The 16,701-nt window shown below is 66.9% G+C and carries 17 protein-coding genes and 3 rRNA genes; 8 read left to right on the forward strand and 12 right to left on the reverse strand.

Annotated elements, in window-relative coordinates:
• The first annotated feature begins 2 nt into the window (after positions 1-2).
• From AMIR_RS07655 to rrf, 5 genes are all read left to right on the forward strand, one after another.
• Positions 3-680, forward strand: coding sequence for a response regulator transcription factor (locus AMIR_RS07655; RefSeq protein ID WP_015800367.1), 678 nt, complete (start codon positions 3-5; stop codon positions 678-680).
• A gap of 100 nt (positions 681-780) precedes the next feature.
• Positions 781-1,812, forward strand: coding sequence for a sensor histidine kinase (locus tag AMIR_RS07660; protein WP_015800368.1), 1,032 nt, complete (start codon positions 781-783; stop codon positions 1,810-1,812).
• A 391-nt stretch (positions 1,813-2,203) separates the two neighbouring features.
• Positions 2,204-3,720, forward strand: a 16S ribosomal RNA gene (locus tag AMIR_RS07665).
• 338 nt (positions 3,721-4,058) lie between these two features.
• A 23S ribosomal RNA gene (locus AMIR_RS07670) occupies positions 4,059-7,138 on the forward strand.
• A gap of 128 nt (positions 7,139-7,266) precedes the next feature.
• A 5S ribosomal RNA gene (rrf, locus tag AMIR_RS07675) occupies positions 7,267-7,383 on the forward strand.
• The 16S, 23S and 5S rRNA genes sit together here, the layout of an rRNA operon.
• A 72-nt stretch (positions 7,384-7,455) precedes the next feature.
• On the opposite strand, the gene AMIR_RS40040 is transcribed toward rrf, so the two are convergent.
• The 9 genes from AMIR_RS40040 to AMIR_RS36820 all read right to left on the reverse strand — a co-directional run bounded on the left by AMIR_RS40040 (position 7,456) and on the right by AMIR_RS36820 (position 12,922).
• Complete coding sequence (locus AMIR_RS40040; protein ID WP_015800369.1) at positions 7,456-7,596, reverse strand: hypothetical protein; 141 nt, start codon at positions 7,594-7,596, stop codon at positions 7,456-7,458.
• Positions 7,597-7,798: 202 nt separating this feature from the next.
• Entirely contained in the window at positions 7,799-8,392 is a 594-nt protein-coding gene (locus AMIR_RS07680; protein ID WP_015800370.1) for an LURP-one-related family protein, read from the reverse strand.
• Positions 8,393-8,435: 43 nt separating this feature from the next.
• The gene (locus AMIR_RS07685) at positions 8,436-8,807 is read right to left on the reverse strand and encodes a nucleotide pyrophosphohydrolase (RefSeq protein ID WP_015800371.1); all 372 of its coding nucleotides are present in this window, start codon (positions 8,805-8,807) and stop codon (positions 8,436-8,438) included.
• Positions 8,808-8,831: 24 nt separating this feature from the next.
• Positions 8,832-9,596, reverse strand: a complete 765-nt coding sequence (locus tag AMIR_RS07690; protein WP_015800372.1) for an ESX secretion-associated protein EspG — start codon at positions 9,594-9,596, stop codon at positions 8,832-8,834.
• Positions 9,593-10,846: a PPE domain-containing protein gene (locus AMIR_RS07695; protein WP_015800373.1), complete on the reverse strand. Its 1,254-nt coding sequence runs from the start codon at positions 10,844-10,846 to the stop codon at positions 9,593-9,595. The genes AMIR_RS07690 and AMIR_RS07695 overlap by 4 nt, the downstream gene beginning before the upstream one ends.
• Positions 10,843-11,529, reverse strand: coding sequence for a DUF3558 domain-containing protein (locus AMIR_RS36815; RefSeq protein ID WP_084798822.1), 687 nt, complete (start codon positions 11,527-11,529; stop codon positions 10,843-10,845). The genes AMIR_RS07695 and AMIR_RS36815 overlap by 4 nt, the downstream gene beginning before the upstream one ends.
• 1 nt (position 11,530) lies before the next feature.
• Positions 11,531-11,887: a PE domain-containing protein gene (locus tag AMIR_RS07705; protein ID WP_015800375.1), complete on the reverse strand. Its 357-nt coding sequence runs from the start codon at positions 11,885-11,887 to the stop codon at positions 11,531-11,533.
• 200 nt (positions 11,888-12,087) lie between these two features.
• The gene (locus AMIR_RS07710) at positions 12,088-12,429 is read right to left on the reverse strand and encodes a peptidase inhibitor family I36 protein (protein WP_015800376.1); all 342 of its coding nucleotides are present in this window, start codon (positions 12,427-12,429) and stop codon (positions 12,088-12,090) included.
• Between the two features lie 55 nt (positions 12,430-12,484).
• A complete protein-coding gene (locus tag AMIR_RS36820; RefSeq protein ID WP_084798823.1) occupies positions 12,485-12,922 on the reverse strand; it encodes an HNH endonuclease in 438 nt (145 codons plus the stop codon).
• Between the two features lie 6 nt (positions 12,923-12,928).
• Here AMIR_RS36820 and AMIR_RS35375 point away from each other — a divergent pair, with 6 nt between their 5' ends.
• Positions 12,929-13,615: a LexA family transcriptional regulator gene (locus AMIR_RS35375; RefSeq protein WP_015800377.1), complete on the forward strand. Its 687-nt coding sequence runs from the start codon at positions 12,929-12,931 to the stop codon at positions 13,613-13,615.
• Between the two features lie 40 nt (positions 13,616-13,655).
• Here AMIR_RS35375 and AMIR_RS07725 read toward each other — a convergent pair whose 3' ends face one another.
• Positions 13,656-14,420: a DUF72 domain-containing protein gene (locus AMIR_RS07725; protein WP_015800378.1), complete on the reverse strand. Its 765-nt coding sequence runs from the start codon at positions 14,418-14,420 to the stop codon at positions 13,656-13,658.
• 48 nt (positions 14,421-14,468) lie between these two features.
• On the opposite strand from AMIR_RS07725, the gene AMIR_RS07730 reads away from it, so the two are divergent.
• Together AMIR_RS07730 and AMIR_RS07735 are read left to right on the forward strand one after the other, a co-directional pair.
• Positions 14,469-14,753, forward strand: a complete 285-nt coding sequence (locus tag AMIR_RS07730) for a type II toxin-antitoxin system Phd/YefM family antitoxin (RefSeq protein ID WP_015800379.1) — start codon at positions 14,469-14,471, stop codon at positions 14,751-14,753.
• On the forward strand, positions 14,750-15,154 hold the full coding sequence (locus AMIR_RS07735; RefSeq protein WP_205590395.1) for a type II toxin-antitoxin system VapC family toxin: 405 nt from the start codon (positions 14,750-14,752) through the stop codon (positions 15,152-15,154). Before AMIR_RS07730 ends, AMIR_RS07735 begins: the two co-directional genes overlap by 4 nt.
• 70 nt (positions 15,155-15,224) lie before the next feature.
• Here the strand turns inward: AMIR_RS07735 and AMIR_RS07740 are convergent, their stop codons facing one another.
• Positions 15,225-15,707: a hypothetical protein gene (locus AMIR_RS07740; RefSeq protein WP_245554592.1), complete on the reverse strand. Its 483-nt coding sequence runs from the start codon at positions 15,705-15,707 to the stop codon at positions 15,225-15,227.
• 63 nt (positions 15,708-15,770) lie between these two features.
• The gene (locus AMIR_RS07745) at positions 15,771-16,673 is read right to left on the reverse strand and encodes an NAD-dependent epimerase/dehydratase family protein (RefSeq protein WP_015800382.1); all 903 of its coding nucleotides are present in this window, start codon (positions 16,671-16,673) and stop codon (positions 15,771-15,773) included.
• Between the last annotated feature and the right edge of the window lie 28 nt (positions 16,674-16,701).

The raw sequence follows: 16,701 nt of genomic DNA on the forward strand, positions 1-16,701 counted from the left end.
GCGTGCGCATCCTGGTAGTCGAGGACGAGGCGCCACTGGCCGACGCGATCGCGCGCGGCCTGCGGCGCGAGGGCATGGCCGTGGACGTGGCCTACGACGGGGAGAGCGGGCACGAGAAGTCCTCGGTCACCCGCTACGACGTGGTCGTGCTCGACCGCGACCTGCCCGGCATGTCCGGCGACGAGCTGTGCGGGGAGATCCTCAGCTCGGGGGCGCTCACCAGGGTCATGATGCTGACCGCCAGCTCCGGGATCGAGGACCGCGTCGAGGGCCTGTCCCTCGGCGCGGACGACTACCTGGCCAAGCCGTTCGCGTTCCCCGAGCTGGTCGCGCGGGTCAGGGCGCTGGCCCGCCGCGCCACCCCGGCCACCCCGCCGCTGCTCACCGCCCGCGACGTCGAGCTGGACCCGGCCCGCCGCACCGTGCGGCGCGGCGGCCAGCCGGTCGAGCTGACCCGCAAGGAGTTCGGCGTCCTGGAGGTCCTGCTCGCGGCCAAGGGCTCCGTGGTCAGCAGCGAGGAGCTCCTGGAGCGGGTCTGGGACGAGAACGCCGACCCGTTCACCACGACCGTCCGGGTCACCGTCATGACCCTGCGCAAGAAGCTCGGCGAGCCTGGCATCATCGACACCGTGGTCGGCTCCGGTTACCGAGTCCCGACGGCAGGCTCCGCTGAAGGCTGAGCTGAGCCGCCGCAGGGGGCCGGGGCTGCGCGCGCGGATCACCCTCCTCGCCACCGGCCTGGTCGCGTTCGTCAGCGCGCTCCTGCTCCTGCTCGGCTGGATGCTCGTCAGCCGGGTGGTCGAGTCGTCGCCGCGCTTCCCCGAGGGCAGCACGGTCGTCGTCGACGGGGTCGAGGTCGACGCGGCCTCCCTCACGGACTTCCTCGGCAGGCAGGCCCAGGACGACGTCCTGCGCTCGGGCAGCGTGGCCTTCCTGTGCGTGGTGGTCGCCGCCGCGCTGCTGGCCTGGACGATCACCGGGCGGGTGCTGCGACCGGTGCACGAGGTCACCGACGCCGCCCGCAGGCTCTCCGCCGAGTCGCTGGGGGAGCGGCTGCGCCTGGTCGGCCCGCGCGACGAGGTCGCGGAGCTGGCCGACACCTTCGACGAGATGCTCGACCGGCTGCAGGCCGCGTTCGACTCGCAGCGGCGGTTCGTCGCCAACGCCTCCCACGAGCTGCGCACCCCCCTGTCGGTGATCCGCACCGAGCTGGACGTGACGCTGTCCGACCCGGACGCGGACGCGGAGGAGCTGCGGCGGATGGCCGGGGTGGTGCGCTCGGCGGGGTTGCGGGCCGAGCAGCTGGTGAGCGCGCTGCTGCTGCTCGCGCGCACGGACGGCATCGGGCTGGCGGTGCGGGAGCCGGTGGACGTGTCCGCGCTCGTGGAGTCGGCGTGGCGCGCGGTGCGGGCCGAGGCCGAGCAGCGCGGGGTGCGCCCGGTGTTCCACCTCGCCCCGGCGCCCGCGGTCGGCGACCCGGCGCTGCTGGAGCGCATCGCGGGGAACCTGCTGGAGAACGCGGTGCGGCACAACGCGCCGGACGGGTGGGTCGAGGTGCGCACCGAGGGCGGGCCGGTGTGGACGGTGCTGCGGGTGTCGTCGTCCGGTCAGCTCATCGCGCCGGAGCTGGTGGAGAAGCTGTTCGAGCCGTTCCGGCGCGGTGGCGCGGACCGGACCGCGCGCACGGGGACGGGCCTTGGCCTGTCGATCGTGCGGGCCGCGGTGGCCGCCCACGGGGGAAACGTGCAGGCAGCGGCGGTGCCGGGGGGTGGCCTGTCGGTCACCGTGCACCTGCCGGTCGCCCCCGCGTGAGCGCTCGGACGGGGCTCGGCACAACACTTTTGAGTGGTCCCGGTCACATGATCGCGGGTTTGGGGCCCTCCGCACCGGGTACTACCTGCGAAGACACCCCTCCGGAGCCCGGATTTGTAACCGCGTTGGCATGGGTGTAACTTTCTCTCTGCCAGCGCGGAACGGGCCGGGAAACACCGGAACGGAGCGGGGCGAAAAACCTGAAACACCAGCCCCGGATCGGGTCGCGGATCGTCGCGGACTTGAGATGGTGAGCGTGTGTTCTTTGAGAACTCAACAGCGTGCCGAATAGCCAGTAAATTATGATCCTCGTCAAGAGGATTCCTTTGAGATTGTTACTGGACAGCTGACAAATTCATGTCAGTGGTTGTCCGAGCGATCAACTCATTCATTATTGGAGAGTTTGATCCTGGCTCAGGACGAACGCTGGCGGCGTGCTTAACACATGCAAGTCGAGCGGTAAGGCCCTTCGGGGTACACGAGCGGCGAACGGGTGAGTAACACGTGGGTAACCTGCCCTGTACTCTGGGATAAGCCTGGGAAACTAGGTCTAATACCGGATACGAGCCTTCCCCGCATGGGGTTGGTTGGAAAGTTCCGGCGGTACAGGATGGACCCGCGGCCTATCAGCTTGTTGGTGGGGTAATGGCCTACCAAGGCGACGACGGGTAGCCGGCCTGAGAGGGTGACCGGCCACACTGGGACTGAGACACGGCCCAGACTCCTACGGGAGGCAGCAGTGGGGAATATTGCACAATGGGCGAAAGCCTGATGCAGCGACGCCGCGTGAGGGACGACGGCCTTCGGGTTGTAAACCTCTTTCAGCAGGGACGAAGCGCAAGTGACGGTACCTGCAGAAGAAGCACCGGCTAACTACGTGCCAGCAGCCGCGGTAATACGTAGGGTGCGAGCGTTGTCCGGAATTATTGGGCGTAAAGAGCTCGTAGGCGGTTTGTCGCGTCGGCCGTGAAAACTTGGGGCTTAACCCCGAGCCTGCGGTCGATACGGGCAGACTTGAGTTCGGCAGGGGAGACTGGAATTCCTGGTGTAGCGGTGAAATGCGCAGATATCAGGAGGAACACCGGTGGCGAAGGCGGGTCTCTGGGCCGATACTGACGCTGAGGAGCGAAAGCGTGGGGAGCGAACAGGATTAGATACCCTGGTAGTCCACGCCGTAAACGGTGGGTGCTAGGTGTGGGGGACTTCCACGTCCTCCGTGCCGCAGCTAACGCATTAAGCACCCCGCCTGGGGAGTACGGCCGCAAGGCTAAAACTCAAAGGAATTGACGGGGGCCCGCACAAGCGGCGGAGCATGTGGATTAATTCGATGCAACGCGAAGAACCTTACCTGGGCTTGACATGCACTGGAAACCAGTAGAGATATTGGCCCCCTTGTGGCCGGTGTACAGGTGGTGCATGGCTGTCGTCAGCTCGTGTCGTGAGATGTTGGGTTAAGTCCCGCAACGAGCGCAACCCTCGTTCCATGTTGCCAGCGCGTTATGGCGGGGACTCATGGGAGACTGCCGGGGTCAACTCGGAGGAAGGTGGGGATGACGTCAAGTCATCATGCCCCTTATGTCCAGGGCTTCACACATGCTACAATGGCCGGTACAAAGGGCTGCTAAGCCGTGAGGTGGAGCGAATCCCATAAAGCCGGTCTCAGTTCGGATCGGGGTCTGCAACTCGACCCCGTGAAGTCGGAGTCGCTAGTAATCGCAGATCAGCAACGCTGCGGTGAATACGTTCCCGGGCCTTGTACACACCGCCCGTCACGTCACGAAAGTCGGTAACACCCGAAGCCCGTGGCCCAACCCGCAAGGGGGGGAGCGGTCGAAGGTGGGACTGGCGATTGGGACGAAGTCGTAACAAGGTAGCCGTACCGGAAGGTGCGGCTGGATCACCTCCTTTCTAAGGAGCATCTGCGGACCAGCTTGCTGGTTCGGAGGCCACGCGGTCGGCGAACGATCGACCGGTGGAGCTCAATATTGTGGATGCTGGCTAATGCGTGAATCGGGATTGCCGACCGAGTTAGTACTGCTGCTTGCAGTGTGGAAGGGTCGGTCGGGGGTTTCGAGGAGTGTTCGGTACGCTGTTGGGTCCTGAGAGAACACGCGAGTGTCTTTCAGTGATCGGGCTCTCCTAGCCCACGAACCACCATCCGACATACGGGATGGCAGGCGCGGTGCAGGTAAGGGAGAGTGTCGGTTTGTTCTTTGAGAACTGCACAGTGGATGCGAGCATCTTTGTGGCAAGTTATTAAGGGCATACGGTGGATGCCTTGGCACCAGGAGCCGATGAAGGACGTAGGAGACTGCGATAAGCCTTGGGGAGCTGTCAACCGAGCTGAGATCCAAGGATTTCCGAATGGGGAAACCCGGCCCCAGTCATGTGGGGTCACCCACGCCTGAACACATAGGGCGTGTGGAGGGAACGCGGGGAAGTGAAACATCTCAGTACCCGCAGGAAGAGAAAACAACCGTGATTCCGTGAGTAGTGGCGAGCGAAAGCGGAAGAGGCTAAACCGTATTCGTGTGATACCCGGCAGGGGTTGCGTGTACGGGGTCGTGGGACCTGTCTGATCGTTCTGCCGGACGGTCGAGGAGTCATAAAACACTGTGGTTAGCGGAACGTGTCTGGAAAGCGCGGCCGTAGAGGGTGAGAGCCCCTTACGCGAAAACCTAGTGTCTCCTGACGGTGTTCCCAAGTAGCAGCGAGCTCGTGGAATTTGCTGTGAATCTGGCGGGACCACCCGCTAAGCCTGAATACTCCCTGGTGACCGATAGCGGACTAGTACCGTGAGGGAAAGGTGAAAAGTACCCCGGGAGGGGAGTGAAATAGTACCTGAAACCGTGTGCCTACAATCCGTCGGAGCCTTTAGGGGTGACGGCGTGCCTTTTGAAGAATGAGCCTGCGAGTTAGTGCTACGTGGCGAGGTTAACCCGTGTGGGGTAGCCGTAGCGAAAGCGAGTCCGAATAGGGCGATTGAGTCGCGTGGTCTAGACCCGAAGCGGAGTGATCTAGCCATGGCCAGGGTGAAGCGCGGGTAAGACCGCGTGGAGGCCCGAACCCACCAGGGTTGAAAACCTGGGGGATGAGCTGTGGTTAGGGGTGAAAGGCCAATCAAACTCCGTGATAGCTGGTTCTCCCCGAAATGCATTTAGGTGCAGCGTCGTGTGTTTCGTGCCGGAGGTAGAGCACTGGATGGTCTAGGGGGCCCACAAGCTTACCGAAATCAACCAAACTCCGAATGCCGGTACGTGAGAGCGCGGCAGTGAGACTGCGGGGGATAAGCTTCGTAGTCGAGAGGGAAACAGCCCAGAACGCCGGCTAAGGCCCCTAAGTGTGTGCTAAGTGGGAAAGGATGTGGGATCGCACAGACAACCAGGAGGTTGGCTTAGAAGCAGCCACCCTTTAAAGAGTGCGTAATAGCTCACTGGTCAAGTGGTCCTGCGCCGACAATGTAGCGGGGCTTAAGCACACCGCCGAAGCCGTGTCATTGACACGCATGTGTTGATGGGTAGGGGAGCGTCGTGCAGCCAGCGAAGTGCCGGAGTGATCCAGGTGTGGAGGCTGTGCGAGTGAGAATGCAGGCATGAGTAGCGAAAGCAGAGTGAGAAACTCTGCCGCCGGATGACCAAGGGTTCCTGGGCCAGGCTAATCCGCCCAGGGTAAGTCGGGACCTAAGGCGAGGCCGACAGGCGTAGTCGATGGACAACGGGTTGATATTCCCGTACCCGTGTGAACGCGCCCATGGCGAGGCTTGTGATGCTAACCGCCCAAAGCCCATCGTGATTCTTCGGATGATCGGTGACGTGGAGCGCGGGAACCGAACTTGTAGTAGTCAAGCGATGGGGTGACGCAGGAGGGTAGCTCCGCCAGTGAGTGGTAGTACTGGTGTAAGCGTGTAGGCCGATGTGTAGGCAAATCCGCACATCATGAGGCTGAGACGTGATGCATAGCCGATTGAGGCGAAGTAGAGTGATCCCATGCTGCCGAGAAAAGCCTCTAGCGAGCTTTCACGCGGCCCGTACCCCAAACCGACACAGGTGGTCAGGTAGAGAATACCGAGGCGATCGGGCGAACTGTGGTTAAGGAACTCGGCAAAATGCCCCCGTAACTTCGGGAGAAGGGGGGCCGAGGGATTTGAAGCCCTTTACGGGCTAGGATTTTTCGGCCGCAGAGACCAGCGAGAAGCGACTGTTTACTAAAAACACAGGTCCGTGCGAAGTCGCAAGACGATGTATACGGACTGACGCCTGCCCGGTGCTGGAACGTTAAGGGGACCGGTTAGCTCTTCGGGGCGAAGCTGAGAACTTAAGCGCCAGTAAACGGCGGTGGTAACTATAACCATCCTAAGGTAGCGAAATTCCTTGTCGGGTAAGTTCCGACCTGCACGAATGGCGTAACGACTTCTCGACTGTCTCAACCACAGGCCCGGCGAAATTGCACTACGAGTAAAGATGCTCGTTACGCGCGGCAGGACGGAAAGACCCCGGGACCTTTACTATAGCTTGGTATTGGTGTTCGGTTCGGCTTGTGTAGGATAGGTGGGAGACTGTGAAGCGGCCACGCCAGTGGTTGTGGAGTCGTCGTTGAAATACCACTCTGGTCGTACTGGATGTCTAACCTCGGTCCGTGATCCGGATCAGGGACAGTGCCTGGTGGGTAGTTTAACTGGGGCGGTTGCCTCCCAAAGAGTAACGGAGGCGCTCAAAGGTTCCCTCAGCCTGGTTGGCAATCAGGTGTCGAGTGCAAGTGCACAAGGGGGCTTGACTGTGAGACCGACAGGTCGAGCAGGGACGAAAGTCGGAACTAGTGATCCGGCCATGGCTTGTGGAAGCGTGGTCGCTCAACGGATAAAAGGTACCCCGGGGATAACAGGCTGATCTTGCCCAAGAGTCCATATCGACGGCATGGTTTGGCACCTCGATGTCGGCTCGTCGCATCCTGGGGCTGGAGTAGGTCCCAAGGGTTGGGCTGTTCGCCCATTAAAGCGGTACGCGAGCTGGGTTTAGAACGTCGTGAGACAGTTCGGTCCCTATCCGCCGCGCGCGTAGGATACTTGCGGAAGGCTGTCCCTAGTACGAGAGGACCGGGACGGACGAACCTCTGGTGTGCCAGTTGTCCTGCCAAGGGCATTGCTGGTTGGCTACGTTCGGAAGGGATAACCGCTGAAAGCATCTAAGCGGGAAGCTCGTTCCTAGATGAGGTGTCCCACCCCTTTGTGGGTTAAGGCCCCCAAGAGACTATTGGGTTGATAGGCCGGAGATGGAAGACCAGTAATGGTTGGAGTTGACCGGTACTAATAGGCCGAGGACTTGTCATGAAGACGCTACGCATCCACTGTGCGGTTCTGAAGGAACCGAACCGACCATCACCGGTCGGCGACCGCTCTCCCCAGGGAGGGTGTGGCGCCGGTGGGTGGTGCTGTGTGGTTGGTTATCTTCATAGTGTTTCGGTGGTCATTGCGGTTGGGGAACACCCGGTCCCATTCCGAACCCGGTAGTTAAGCCTTCCAGCGCCGATGGTACTGCACTCGTGAGGGTGTGGGAGAGTAGGACGCCGCCGAACATTTTTTCCCTGTGGGGCGCACGGTTATCCGTGCGCCCCACAGGGCTTTTTTGCGTTCCAGACGTTTGCGTTCTAGACGTAGGTCAGGACGAGGAGCAGGAGCGACGCGGCCACGATGCCCGCGAACAGCACGGGTGCCCACACCAGCTCGTCGACCTGCGGACGCCCGCCGCCCCGGTACCTCGGTCTGCTGCGCTGCTGCCACCTGATCACGCGTTTCTCCCCTCGTCGTGCGGGGCCTCCCCGCCCGCGCCGCACCACGTCCCACGGTAGGCAACGACCGTGCCGGGAACCCGCGGGTCACCCGCTCGCTGCGGCGCTTCGCCTGGTCAGCGGTGCGGGGTCGTGGTGGGGGTGGCGCCTGGAAGAGGGGGTGCGGCCGAGCGCGTGAACGGGCCCGGCCGCACGTCCGCCGTCAGCGGCTCTGCAGCGCGTCCACGGCGACCGCCTGGGCGATCACCATGCGGTGGTCGGCGGCCGGGTCGTTGATGGTGATCAGGTAGTGGTCGCGCAGCCAGGTCTTCTTGTCCACGCTGAAGACCGGCGCGCCGTTCTCCCTGGTGAAGTCGAAGTGGTAGCGCATGAAGAACGGCAGGTCGTTGATGAAGGGGATGAACCCCCAGACGCGGCGGAGCACAGCGAGCGCGTGATTGCGCTCCTTGCCGACCGCGGGCGCCGCGCCGTGCTGCTCGAAGTGCCAGGTGGAGTTCACCAGCGACTTGCGGAAGTCCTTGCGGAACAGCCCAATCGACTGGCCGCCCGCCACCACCACGTCGTAGGCGCTGCCCAGGTCGATGACCTTGCGCGCCTTGAACTCGGCCAGCACCGACTGCTTGGTGCTGTCCGTGTAGATCGTGACGCGCTCCTTGAACGCCAGGCGCTTCTGCTCGACGAACGCGATCACCCGGCCCGGCTGGCCCTGGCCGTCGTCGGCGAACACCTCGTACCGGTTCACCATCATGGTGATCTTCTGGTGCATGTGCAGCAGGGCCGGGGGCTGGGGGTGCATCGGATCCTCATCACTCGCAGTTGCGGATGTGGTGCCTGCACGGTCACTCGACCGGGCGAAGGTCACCGGTGGGGAAGCGGCGCTCGTTGCGCTCGATCTTCGCGAAGGCCGCGTCGACCAGGTCGACGTCGAGCTTGTCGGCCAGCCGCACCAGGTAGTGGACCACATCGGCCAGCTCGTCACGCACGTTCCAGGCCAACTCGGGGTCCTGCATCGCGGCGGCGGCCTGCTCGGGCGTGAGCCACTGGAACAGGTCGGTCAGCTCCCCCACCTCGCCGGACAGGGCCATGACCAGGTTCTTCGGCGTGTGGTAGGTGTCCCAGTCGCGGGCGGCGGCGAAGTCGCGCAGGGCCTGCTTCAGGTCGGCCAGGGACTTGTCACCGCGGTGCTCGGACCCGGTCTCGCTCTCGCTCATGCGAGTGGGGTACCACAGTCGGGCTCAGGTGGCGGCGAGCAGCTCCGCGACCGCGCTGACCAACCGGGGGTGGTCCGCGGGCGCGAGCGTGGCCCACTGCCGCCCGTCGGGCGAGGGCCGCCGGGTGAACTGCCAGCGGCCGCAGGGGGTGTCGTAGAAGTTGATCGCGTACGGCCCCCGGCGGCGGCCGGTGCGGCCCGTGCGGCTGGAGGCGCCGAACTGGCCGGTCCGCTGCACGTCCCCCAGCACCTCGCGGACCTGCCGGGCGTCCTGGTGCCCCAACCCGGCCTCGTGCAGCAGGCGCTCCAGACGCGCCGGGGAGTCGTTGGACCGCTCGACCGCGGCGTCCAGCTCGGTGGCGAGCAGCGAGATCGAGCGGGCGCGCGGGGCGGGGTGCGGGGGGAGCAGGGTGACGACCGCGTCGGCGAGCGAGTGGTGGGCGACGTCGGTGACGGTGATCCGGTCGGAGGTCAGGACGGCGAGCAGCCCGTGCCCGCGCCGGGTGGCCGCGAGCGCGCGCACGCGGGGCCCGTCGTCGAGCCGCAGGCGGGCGTCGACCTCGCGCTCGGGCGCGGCGAGCAGCTGGAGCCTGCCCGCGAGGGAGGGGCTGAGCTCGCTGCCACCCGCGAGGTCCCGGCGCTCCAGGTCGCGCCACGCCTCGACGTGGAGGGCGCGGCGCTCGTCGTGCGTGGCGCCGTGGGAGGGGGAGGACAGGATGGTGGGGAGCTCGCCGAGGCCGAGGTGCTCCCAGCAGAGCTCCAGCTCCACCTTGGAGAGGACGAATCTCACTGGTGGTCGTCTCCGATCACCGGGGGGCTGACCTTGGGGATGCTGTCGGCGCCCCAGACGTCGCGGTGCTCTTCGAGGTAGGCGGCGGTTCTGCGGTGCTGGTCGTGCTCGCTCGACCTGCCGTTCGGGGGGAGGGCGGTCATCCCGGCCGGGGGCGGGGTGGCGGAGGCGGGGAGGCGGGTGGCCTGCTGCGGTGTGGTGGGGAGCGGTGCGCCGGTGGTGACGACCGGGCGGCTTCCGCCGTGCGCGCCACCGGGTCCACCGGGCCCGTGGGGGCCTCCGGGGGCGGTGTGACCGCCGATGGGGGGAGGGCCCGAGAGGGTGCGGGATCCACTGCCTGCGCCGCTGCTGCCGAGACCGGGGTTGAGGCGGCTGGTGATGCTCGTGGGGCTGGCCGCGGCGGTGGTGAGCGTTGTGCCCGCCGGGGAGGTGCTGCCGATGCCGGGGAGGACGGTGAAGCTCTGAGCGGGCTGCTGGGGTGTTGCCGAGGGTGTTGTGGTGAGTGGTGGTGTTGACGCCTGCTGGGGCGCTGCGGGGGTTGCTGAGGCGCTTTCCGTGGTGCCCTGCGGTGTGGTGAGGGCTGGGGCGCTGTGGTGCTCAGGCTGCGGTGGCGACTGGAACGGAAGCGGGTGGCTGGGTAACAGGGGCGGGGGAGTGCTGGCGGTCAGGACACGGGGTGGCGGGGCTATGGGGCTCTCGTCGACCCTAGTGGTGATGGCGGGCGGTGGGACGAAGTCACCGACCGCGTCCAGCGCGCTGGCCGTGCCTGCGCCGTAGCTCTGCATGACCCGCACGGCAACCCGTTTGGCCTCGTTCGCGAGCCGCTCCTGGATGTCCTGGTCGGTCTGCCCCCCGACGAGGTGGATCAACTTGCTGGGGATCCCGCAGAAGTCGTCGTTCGCCGTGGAGGTCACCTGGACCGGTTTCGGCATATTGTGCCGTGCGGCGTTGTAGCAGGAAACGTGCTCCTCGAACGATCTGCGGGTGGCGACCCCCGCTTCTCGTGCTTCCTGCGCCCACTGCACGAGCGGCGCGTTGGACGCCCTGAACTCCTCGCCTGCAGTGCCGATCCACACCGCCCCGGAATCCCTGATGGCGGAGTCGAGTTCGGAAGTGGCCTCGCCGAGCACGCGGTCGAACTCGTTCCACCCCTCGGTGACTGCCTCGGGGACTCCGTGCTTCCGGTCGTTCAGCAGTTGGTAGAGCGTTTTGTGCGACATCGCGTCGAAGTTGTGCCCCCCGTTCGTCATCGCACCCCCTGGAGTGCTTCCAGCGTCCGCACTGCTCCTTGCGCGAGTCGGATCGCGCGCTCGCAAGGTGTCTGGTTCACGTCGATCTTCTTGGTGCTGCGGGAGTGGGAGGCGTTGAGGTACTGCCCGGCGTTCGTGTCGACCATGACGTCGCAGCGGTTCGGATAACCGTCGATCTGGACGGTGATAGCCGGGAAGCTGTCGATCTTGATCGTCTTGGTGAGCTTCCCGGTGCGGTTGCCCTCGAACCAGACCTCTATTCCCTCGTTGGTGACGGGAACCACTGTGTCGATCCCATCGGTGTCCGACCACGTGCATCCAATGGCTTCGAAGGCGGACAGTTCGATCTCGCGCCCGCCGCGTCCCATTCCGATCTTGGTGAGCTCCTCAGGGGAGAGCAGGCCGCAAGGCTTCACCTTGGTGATGTCCAACCACTGCCCTTCCTGTCTGACCGGCCTCTGAGGGCTGGCTTGTGACGACGAAGCCATCGGTGGAACCTGGGCGCCCTGCGGTTGTGAAACGGCTCTGGCCGTACCCGATGTGGTGCTCTCGGGCGAGAGCGTCGATACCGCCGTGGCGATGGCTGAAACCAAGCTGATCATCATGGCGGTGAAAATGACTGCTCTCTGTGCTGAAGCGGGGGGTAGTGATGATTTGCGTGTGCGCAGCGTCGTTTCGTGCATCTCAGGAGATTCCTTCTGTTGAGCGGAACGCGTCGCTATTCTGCTCCTCGACCAGGTCGTACTCCACGATTGCCTCCTCGAGGAGTTTGATGTTCTCGTTCATTTTGTCGCGAAATTCCTGAAGCACTTCGAAGGACTTCAGGGCGTTCTTCAGGAAGTCTGCTGCAGCTTCCTGTGAAACCTGGTCAGAGGCGAGTGGGGTCTTGACCAGTTGATATTCGTGCTGCGTGAGCAGTTCGGAAACCTTGTTCCTGACTCTTTCGTACTGCTTCTTCAGCGCCACTACCCGGTCAGGGGATATGCACATCGTTAACGTGGAGGGCGCTGAAGCGCCCTCCACTCCTGTGATGAACAGCATGGATCTCCCCTCCGGGGTTGATGGAGGGCTAGAGTGACATGCCGTCGGCCGACGTACCCCGTACTTCGGCGTTTTGGACCGCATCGGTGGGCGGGAATTTTACGGAACGCCCCCGTGCTTCGTTGCGTTAGCGCAACGGTTTCTTCCGCTGCGTAACGTTAACACTTCTTCGGGGTGAAGTAATTCGACCCGACCGGGTATCAATTCCAGACTTGCACCGCCCTGATCACAAACGGAGCGTCCGGCACCCAGGTGCCGCCACCCGGATAGGTGGTGAAGTCCGCCTCCGTTGAGCAGTCCGCTCCCTGGTACACCGAGACCAGGCGGTTGAGGCGGTTGGCGAAGGAGCGGGCCACCAGGTTGTCCGGCAGGGGAACGCACTCGTCCGGGTTGGCGGTTTCCAGGTCCAGCCTGCGTGCGGCGCCTGCGTAGTTGGTGGTGGACCACGCGCAGAACTCGCCTCGGTCGCACCTCGGGGCGTTGGTCGCCATCAGGAGCGGGGCGGTGATGAGCAGGGTGGAGGCGATGATCGTTGATCTCATGGCGGGGATTTTCTGAGGTTCGCTCTGCTTTTGCTCAGCGCGTCACCCCATCCAGCTAGTTTCGCGGGTGGTCTGTCCCTCGGTCGAGTCTGCGGAGCTGGGCTGCCAGGTAGTGCCTCGCCCGGCGTTGGCCGCCGTGCGTCGCTATCGCCGCCTCCAGGGCTTGGAGCAGGGTGGTCACCCTGGGGCGGTCCGGGGACCAACCCCTTCGTTCGCACTCGGCCAGCCAGTCGACCGGGGAGGTGTGGCCCCTCGTCCGGTTGCACCTCGGGCAGGCCGCCAGTTCGTTCTCCAGCCAGGACGGGCCGCCCTTGGCCTTCGGGACCAGGTGGTCCGTCGTCGGTCTGGTGTTCCGGTCGAACTCGCGCCTGCACCACGCGCAGTCGGCGCCGTCGCGGCTCAGCGCCTGCTCCAGACGGGTGGATCGGTCCGGTTGGTGTGGGGGCACTGGGTCATCGTGGCGGTGTCCGGGGGAGCCCGCCGACGGGATCATCGGGTGATGAGGTTCGAGGATCGGGTCGTCGCGCTGCTGCGGACCTCCGGGGAGGCGATGACCGACGCTGAGATCGCCCGCGCCCTCGGGGTGGTCCACCAGCAGGTCAACGCGGTCTGCCGCAGGCTCGCCGCCGCCGGGGTGATCGTCCGGGACGACGCCGACCGGCCCATCCGCAACCACCTGCCCGACAGCCTGCGGGTCGTGCGGGGGTTGCCCGTTCCCGCCGAGGTGCACGAGGTGGCGGACGTCAGCGAGCGCGCGGTTCAGCAGCGGCTCGTGGACTGGCTGCTCGCCGACGGGTGGAAGGTCGTGCGGGTCGCGGACACGCGCAGTCGGGAGCGGGGGACCGACGTGGTGGTGGAGCGCGGGGCGCGGACCTTGCACGTCGAGGTGAAGGGGTTCCCCAGCAGCCGGTACGTCGACCCGGCGCGTGCTGGTGAGGTCAAGCGGACCCTGCCCGCCGTCCAGGCGCGGTCCGAGTTCGCGGCTGCCCTGCTCAAAGGGCTTCAGCTCCGGCAGGCGCACCCGGACGACGTGGTGGCGCTGGCGCTGCCCGACCGGCTCACGCATCGGCGCAACCTGGAGTCCGTCGCCTCCGTGTTCCCCCGGATGGGGCTCACCGTGTTCCTGGTCGGGGACGACGGCGCGGTCGAGGCCCGGTGGGGGGAGCAGCTTCCCGCCCAGGGATAGGCCCACGGGGGAAGCAGCGGGAGGGGCAGCGGAGGAGCAGTCAGAAGAGGGTGGGTTCGGCTGACTCCGCGGCCCAGGGCGGGGTGGTGTTCAGCAGGGTGGCCAGAGCTTCCGCGTTGTGGGGAGCCGCGCCCTCCATGGTGTTGTCGAAGTACACGTACGTGTCGCCCTCGAACGCGGACACGCGGTCCGCCCAGCGCTTCAGGGACTCCTCCGGGTAGGAGCCCCGGTAGAGCTGCCGCTCGCCGTGCAGGCGCACGTAGTGGAAGTCGGCGGTGCGGTGGTCGAACACCGGGAACTCGCCTGCGGTGTCGGCCAGCACCAGGGCTGCGTTGTGCCGCTCCAGGAGCGCGCGGAACGCCGGGTCGGCGAAGCTCGGGTGCCTCGGCTCCACCGCGTGCCTGCCCTCCGGGAGCAGCGCGAGGAAGTCGGCCAGGCGGGCGTCGAACGGGAGCGCGGGCGGCAGCTGCCACAGGACCGGGCCCAGCTTCGGGCCCAGCTCCTCGGGGCCCGAGGCGTAGAACGCGTCCAGGGCGTCCTCGACGTCGCGCAGCGCGCGCACGTGGGTCACCGACCTCGGGCCCTTCACCGCGAGCACGAACCCCTCCGGCGTGCGGTCCGCCCACGACCGGTAGTCGCGCGGGGAGCGGTCGCCGTGGAACGAGCCGTTCACCTCCACCGTCGCCAACCGGCCCGCCAGGTGCTCCAGCTCGCGCCGCTGGGCCAACCGGGCGGGGTAGAAGTCGCCACGCCACTCCGGGTACGTCCAGCCCGAGGTGCCGACCCTGATCGCTGCGCTGCCCACGGGGCGGAGACCGTAGCACTTCTGTAGCGCATCGCCTACCCTTGTGACATGGGTGTCGCCAGCATCGGGCAGCGCGAGCTCCGCAACGACAACGCCGAGATCATGCGGCGGGTCGAGGCGGGGGAGAGCTTCGTGGTCACGCGCAACGGCAGGCCGGTCGCCGACCTCGTGCCGCACGCCGCCGAACCCCGGCCCAGGGCGACGCTGGCCGAGCTGCAGGGCGCGTTCCGGGCGCTGCCCGCGGTCGACCTCGCCCGCTGGGAGGCCGACCGCGCCGCCGCCGACGCCGTCCTCGGCTCCGACGACCCCCTGGACGACCCGTGGCGCCGGTGAGGCGCGTCCTGCTGGACACCTGCGTGGTCATCGCGCTGGAGCGGATCGACTTCGGGGACCTCGCCGCCGCCCAGCCGCTGATCAGCGCGGTCACCGTCGCCGAGCTGGCCTACGGGCTGGACGTCGACGACCCGGTGGAGCGGCACGCCCGCACCGAGCGGTACTACGCGGCGCTCGACCGGTTCGACGTGCTGCCGTTCGACCTCGCCTCGGCCAAGGTCTACGGCACGCTCGCCGCGCTGGTCCGCCGGATCGGGCGCGACCCCCGGCCCCGGCGGATGGACCTGCAGATCGCCGCGGTGGCCTCGGCGGCCGGGGTGCCGCTGCTGACCTCCAACACCAAGGACTTCGCCGGACTGGAGCGGGTGGTCGACGTCATCGGGGTGCACCCGGCAGGCTGACCGCCAAGGTCTGCGGCCTTCACGACCCCGCAGCCCCCACGACCCCGCAGCCCCTAAGACCCCGCAGCCCTCACAACCCCGCCGCGTCCAGCACCCCCGGCGCCACCCGCGCCACCTCCCGCTGCCACGGGTCGCGCGCCAGCGCCTCCGCGCACGGGCACGCCGCCAGGTCCTCCCCGCACAGGTACGCCCCCAGCACCCGCAGCACCCGCGCGCTCTGCCGCAGCCGCGCCGCCCCCACCAGCGGCACCAGCGCGTGCACCGCCTTCGCCAGCCGGTAGTGCACCCCCGGCCCCAGGTCCACGCTCGCCTGCCCGGCCAGCTCCTCGGCCACCAGCGCGATCGGCCCGCACCCGGCCCCGCGCGCGGCCCGGACCAGGTGCTGGTCCAGCCGCGCCACGAGCCTGCGGTGCACGTCCTCGCGCCAGGCCCGGTCCGCGCGCAGGAACGCCGCCAGCTCCTCCACCCGCACCGGTCCGGGCCTGGCCGGTCTGCACCTGCTCCGGCGTCGCAGCCGGGCTCCCGCCTGCTCCGCGTGCCGCATCGCGCTCATGCCCACCAAGGTCGGGCACCGGGGCCCTTCCGCCGGACGGCTCACCCCTGTGCCGCCCCCGCGTTACTCGCCCGCAGTAGCGGCGAACGCGCTGCGGTACCAGGCGAGCGTGGCGTCGACCCCCTCCTCGAAGTCCACCGGCGCCACCCCGAACCGCTCCTGGAACGCCGAGCTGTCCACGATCTGCGGCTCCTGGTTCTGGTAGAACACCTCGCGGTACTCCCCGACGAACACCTCGTCGAACGGCCCCCACGGGGCCAGCTCGGCCATCACCCGCACGTCCAGCGGGCGGCCGGCCCGCTCGGCGATCAGGTCGAAGACCTGCCGGGTGGTGCGGGCGGGCGCGGTGGGCAGGTGCCACACCCGGCCGTCCGCGTCGGGGTTCTCGCCCAGCAGCGCCAGGCCGCGCGCCACGTCGCCGATGTAGGTGTAGCTGTGCGGCAGGTCGACGTCGCCCAGGCCCAGCACGGTCTCGCCGGTGAGCGCGCCGGGGAACACGGCCCCGCCGAGCGTGGAGTTGAGCACGCCGGGCCCGTAGAAGTCGGCGGAGCGGCCCAGCACGACCCCGGCCCGGCCCGCCGCGTGCGCCTCCAGGTAGGCCCGGTCCAGGTCGGCGCGCATCCGGCCCTTGGGCCCGGTGGCGTTCCACGGGGTGTCCTCGGTCATCACCGCGCCGCCGGTGGGCCCGTACGGGTAGAGCGTGTCGAGCACGACCAGCCGCGCGCCCGCCCGCTCGACGCCGGTCAGGATCGCCTCCTGGAGCACCGGCATGGCCTCGACCTGCAGGTGGTAGGCGACGTTCACGCAGTGGTAGACGACCTCGGCCCCGGCGATGGCGCGCGTGGCGGCCTCGGGGTCGCGCAGGTCGGCCTCCTTGCGGGTGACGGTGCGGACCTGGTGGCCGCGCGTGGCCAGCTCGGTGGCCAGGGTGGTGCCCGCGGGGCCGACGCCCAGGACGACGTGCATGTCGGTGCTCCTTCCGATCGACCGGTTT

Origin of the sequence: Actinosynnema mirum DSM 43827 (assembly GCF_000023245.1) — a bacterium.
Classification (GTDB): Bacteria; Actinomycetota; Actinomycetes; order Mycobacteriales; family Pseudonocardiaceae; genus Actinosynnema; species Actinosynnema mirum.

Coding starts and splice junctions, on each gene's coding strand:
- AMIR_RS07710 (WP_015800376.1), bottom strand. CDS start 12,429: ATGAGATCAACGATCATCGCCTCCACCCTGCTCATCACCGCCCCGCTC.
- AMIR_RS36815 (WP_084798822.1), bottom strand. CDS start 11,529: ATGCACGAAACGACGCTGCGCACACGCAAATCATCACTACCCCCCGCT.
- AMIR_RS07745 (WP_015800382.1), bottom strand. CDS start 16,673: ATGCACGTCGTCCTGGGCGTCGGCCCCGCGGGCACCACCCTGGCCACC.
- AMIR_RS07695 (WP_015800373.1), bottom strand. CDS start 10,846: ATGACGAACGGGGGGCACAACTTCGACGCGATGTCGCACAAAACGCTC.
- AMIR_RS07740 (WP_245554592.1), bottom strand. CDS start 15,707: ATGAGCGCGATGCGGCACGCGGAGCAGGCGGGAGCCCGGCTGCGACGC.
- AMIR_RS07680 (WP_015800370.1), bottom strand. CDS start 8,392: ATGCACCCCCAGCCCCCGGCCCTGCTGCACATGCACCAGAAGATCACC.
- AMIR_RS07660 (WP_015800368.1), top strand. CDS start 781: ATGCTCGTCAGCCGGGTGGTCGAGTCGTCGCCGCGCTTCCCCGAGGGC.
- AMIR_RS35375 (WP_015800377.1), top strand. CDS start 12,929: ATGAGGTTCGAGGATCGGGTCGTCGCGCTGCTGCGGACCTCCGGGGAG.
- AMIR_RS07685 (WP_015800371.1), bottom strand. CDS start 8,807: ATGAGCGAGAGCGAGACCGGGTCCGAGCACCGCGGTGACAAGTCCCTG.
- AMIR_RS07730 (WP_015800379.1), top strand. CDS start 14,469: ATGGGTGTCGCCAGCATCGGGCAGCGCGAGCTCCGCAACGACAACGCC.
- AMIR_RS36820 (WP_084798823.1), bottom strand. CDS start 12,922: ATGATCCCGTCGGCGGGCTCCCCCGGACACCGCCACGATGACCCAGTG.
- AMIR_RS07705 (WP_015800375.1), bottom strand. CDS start 11,887: ATGCTGTTCATCACAGGAGTGGAGGGCGCTTCAGCGCCCTCCACGTTA.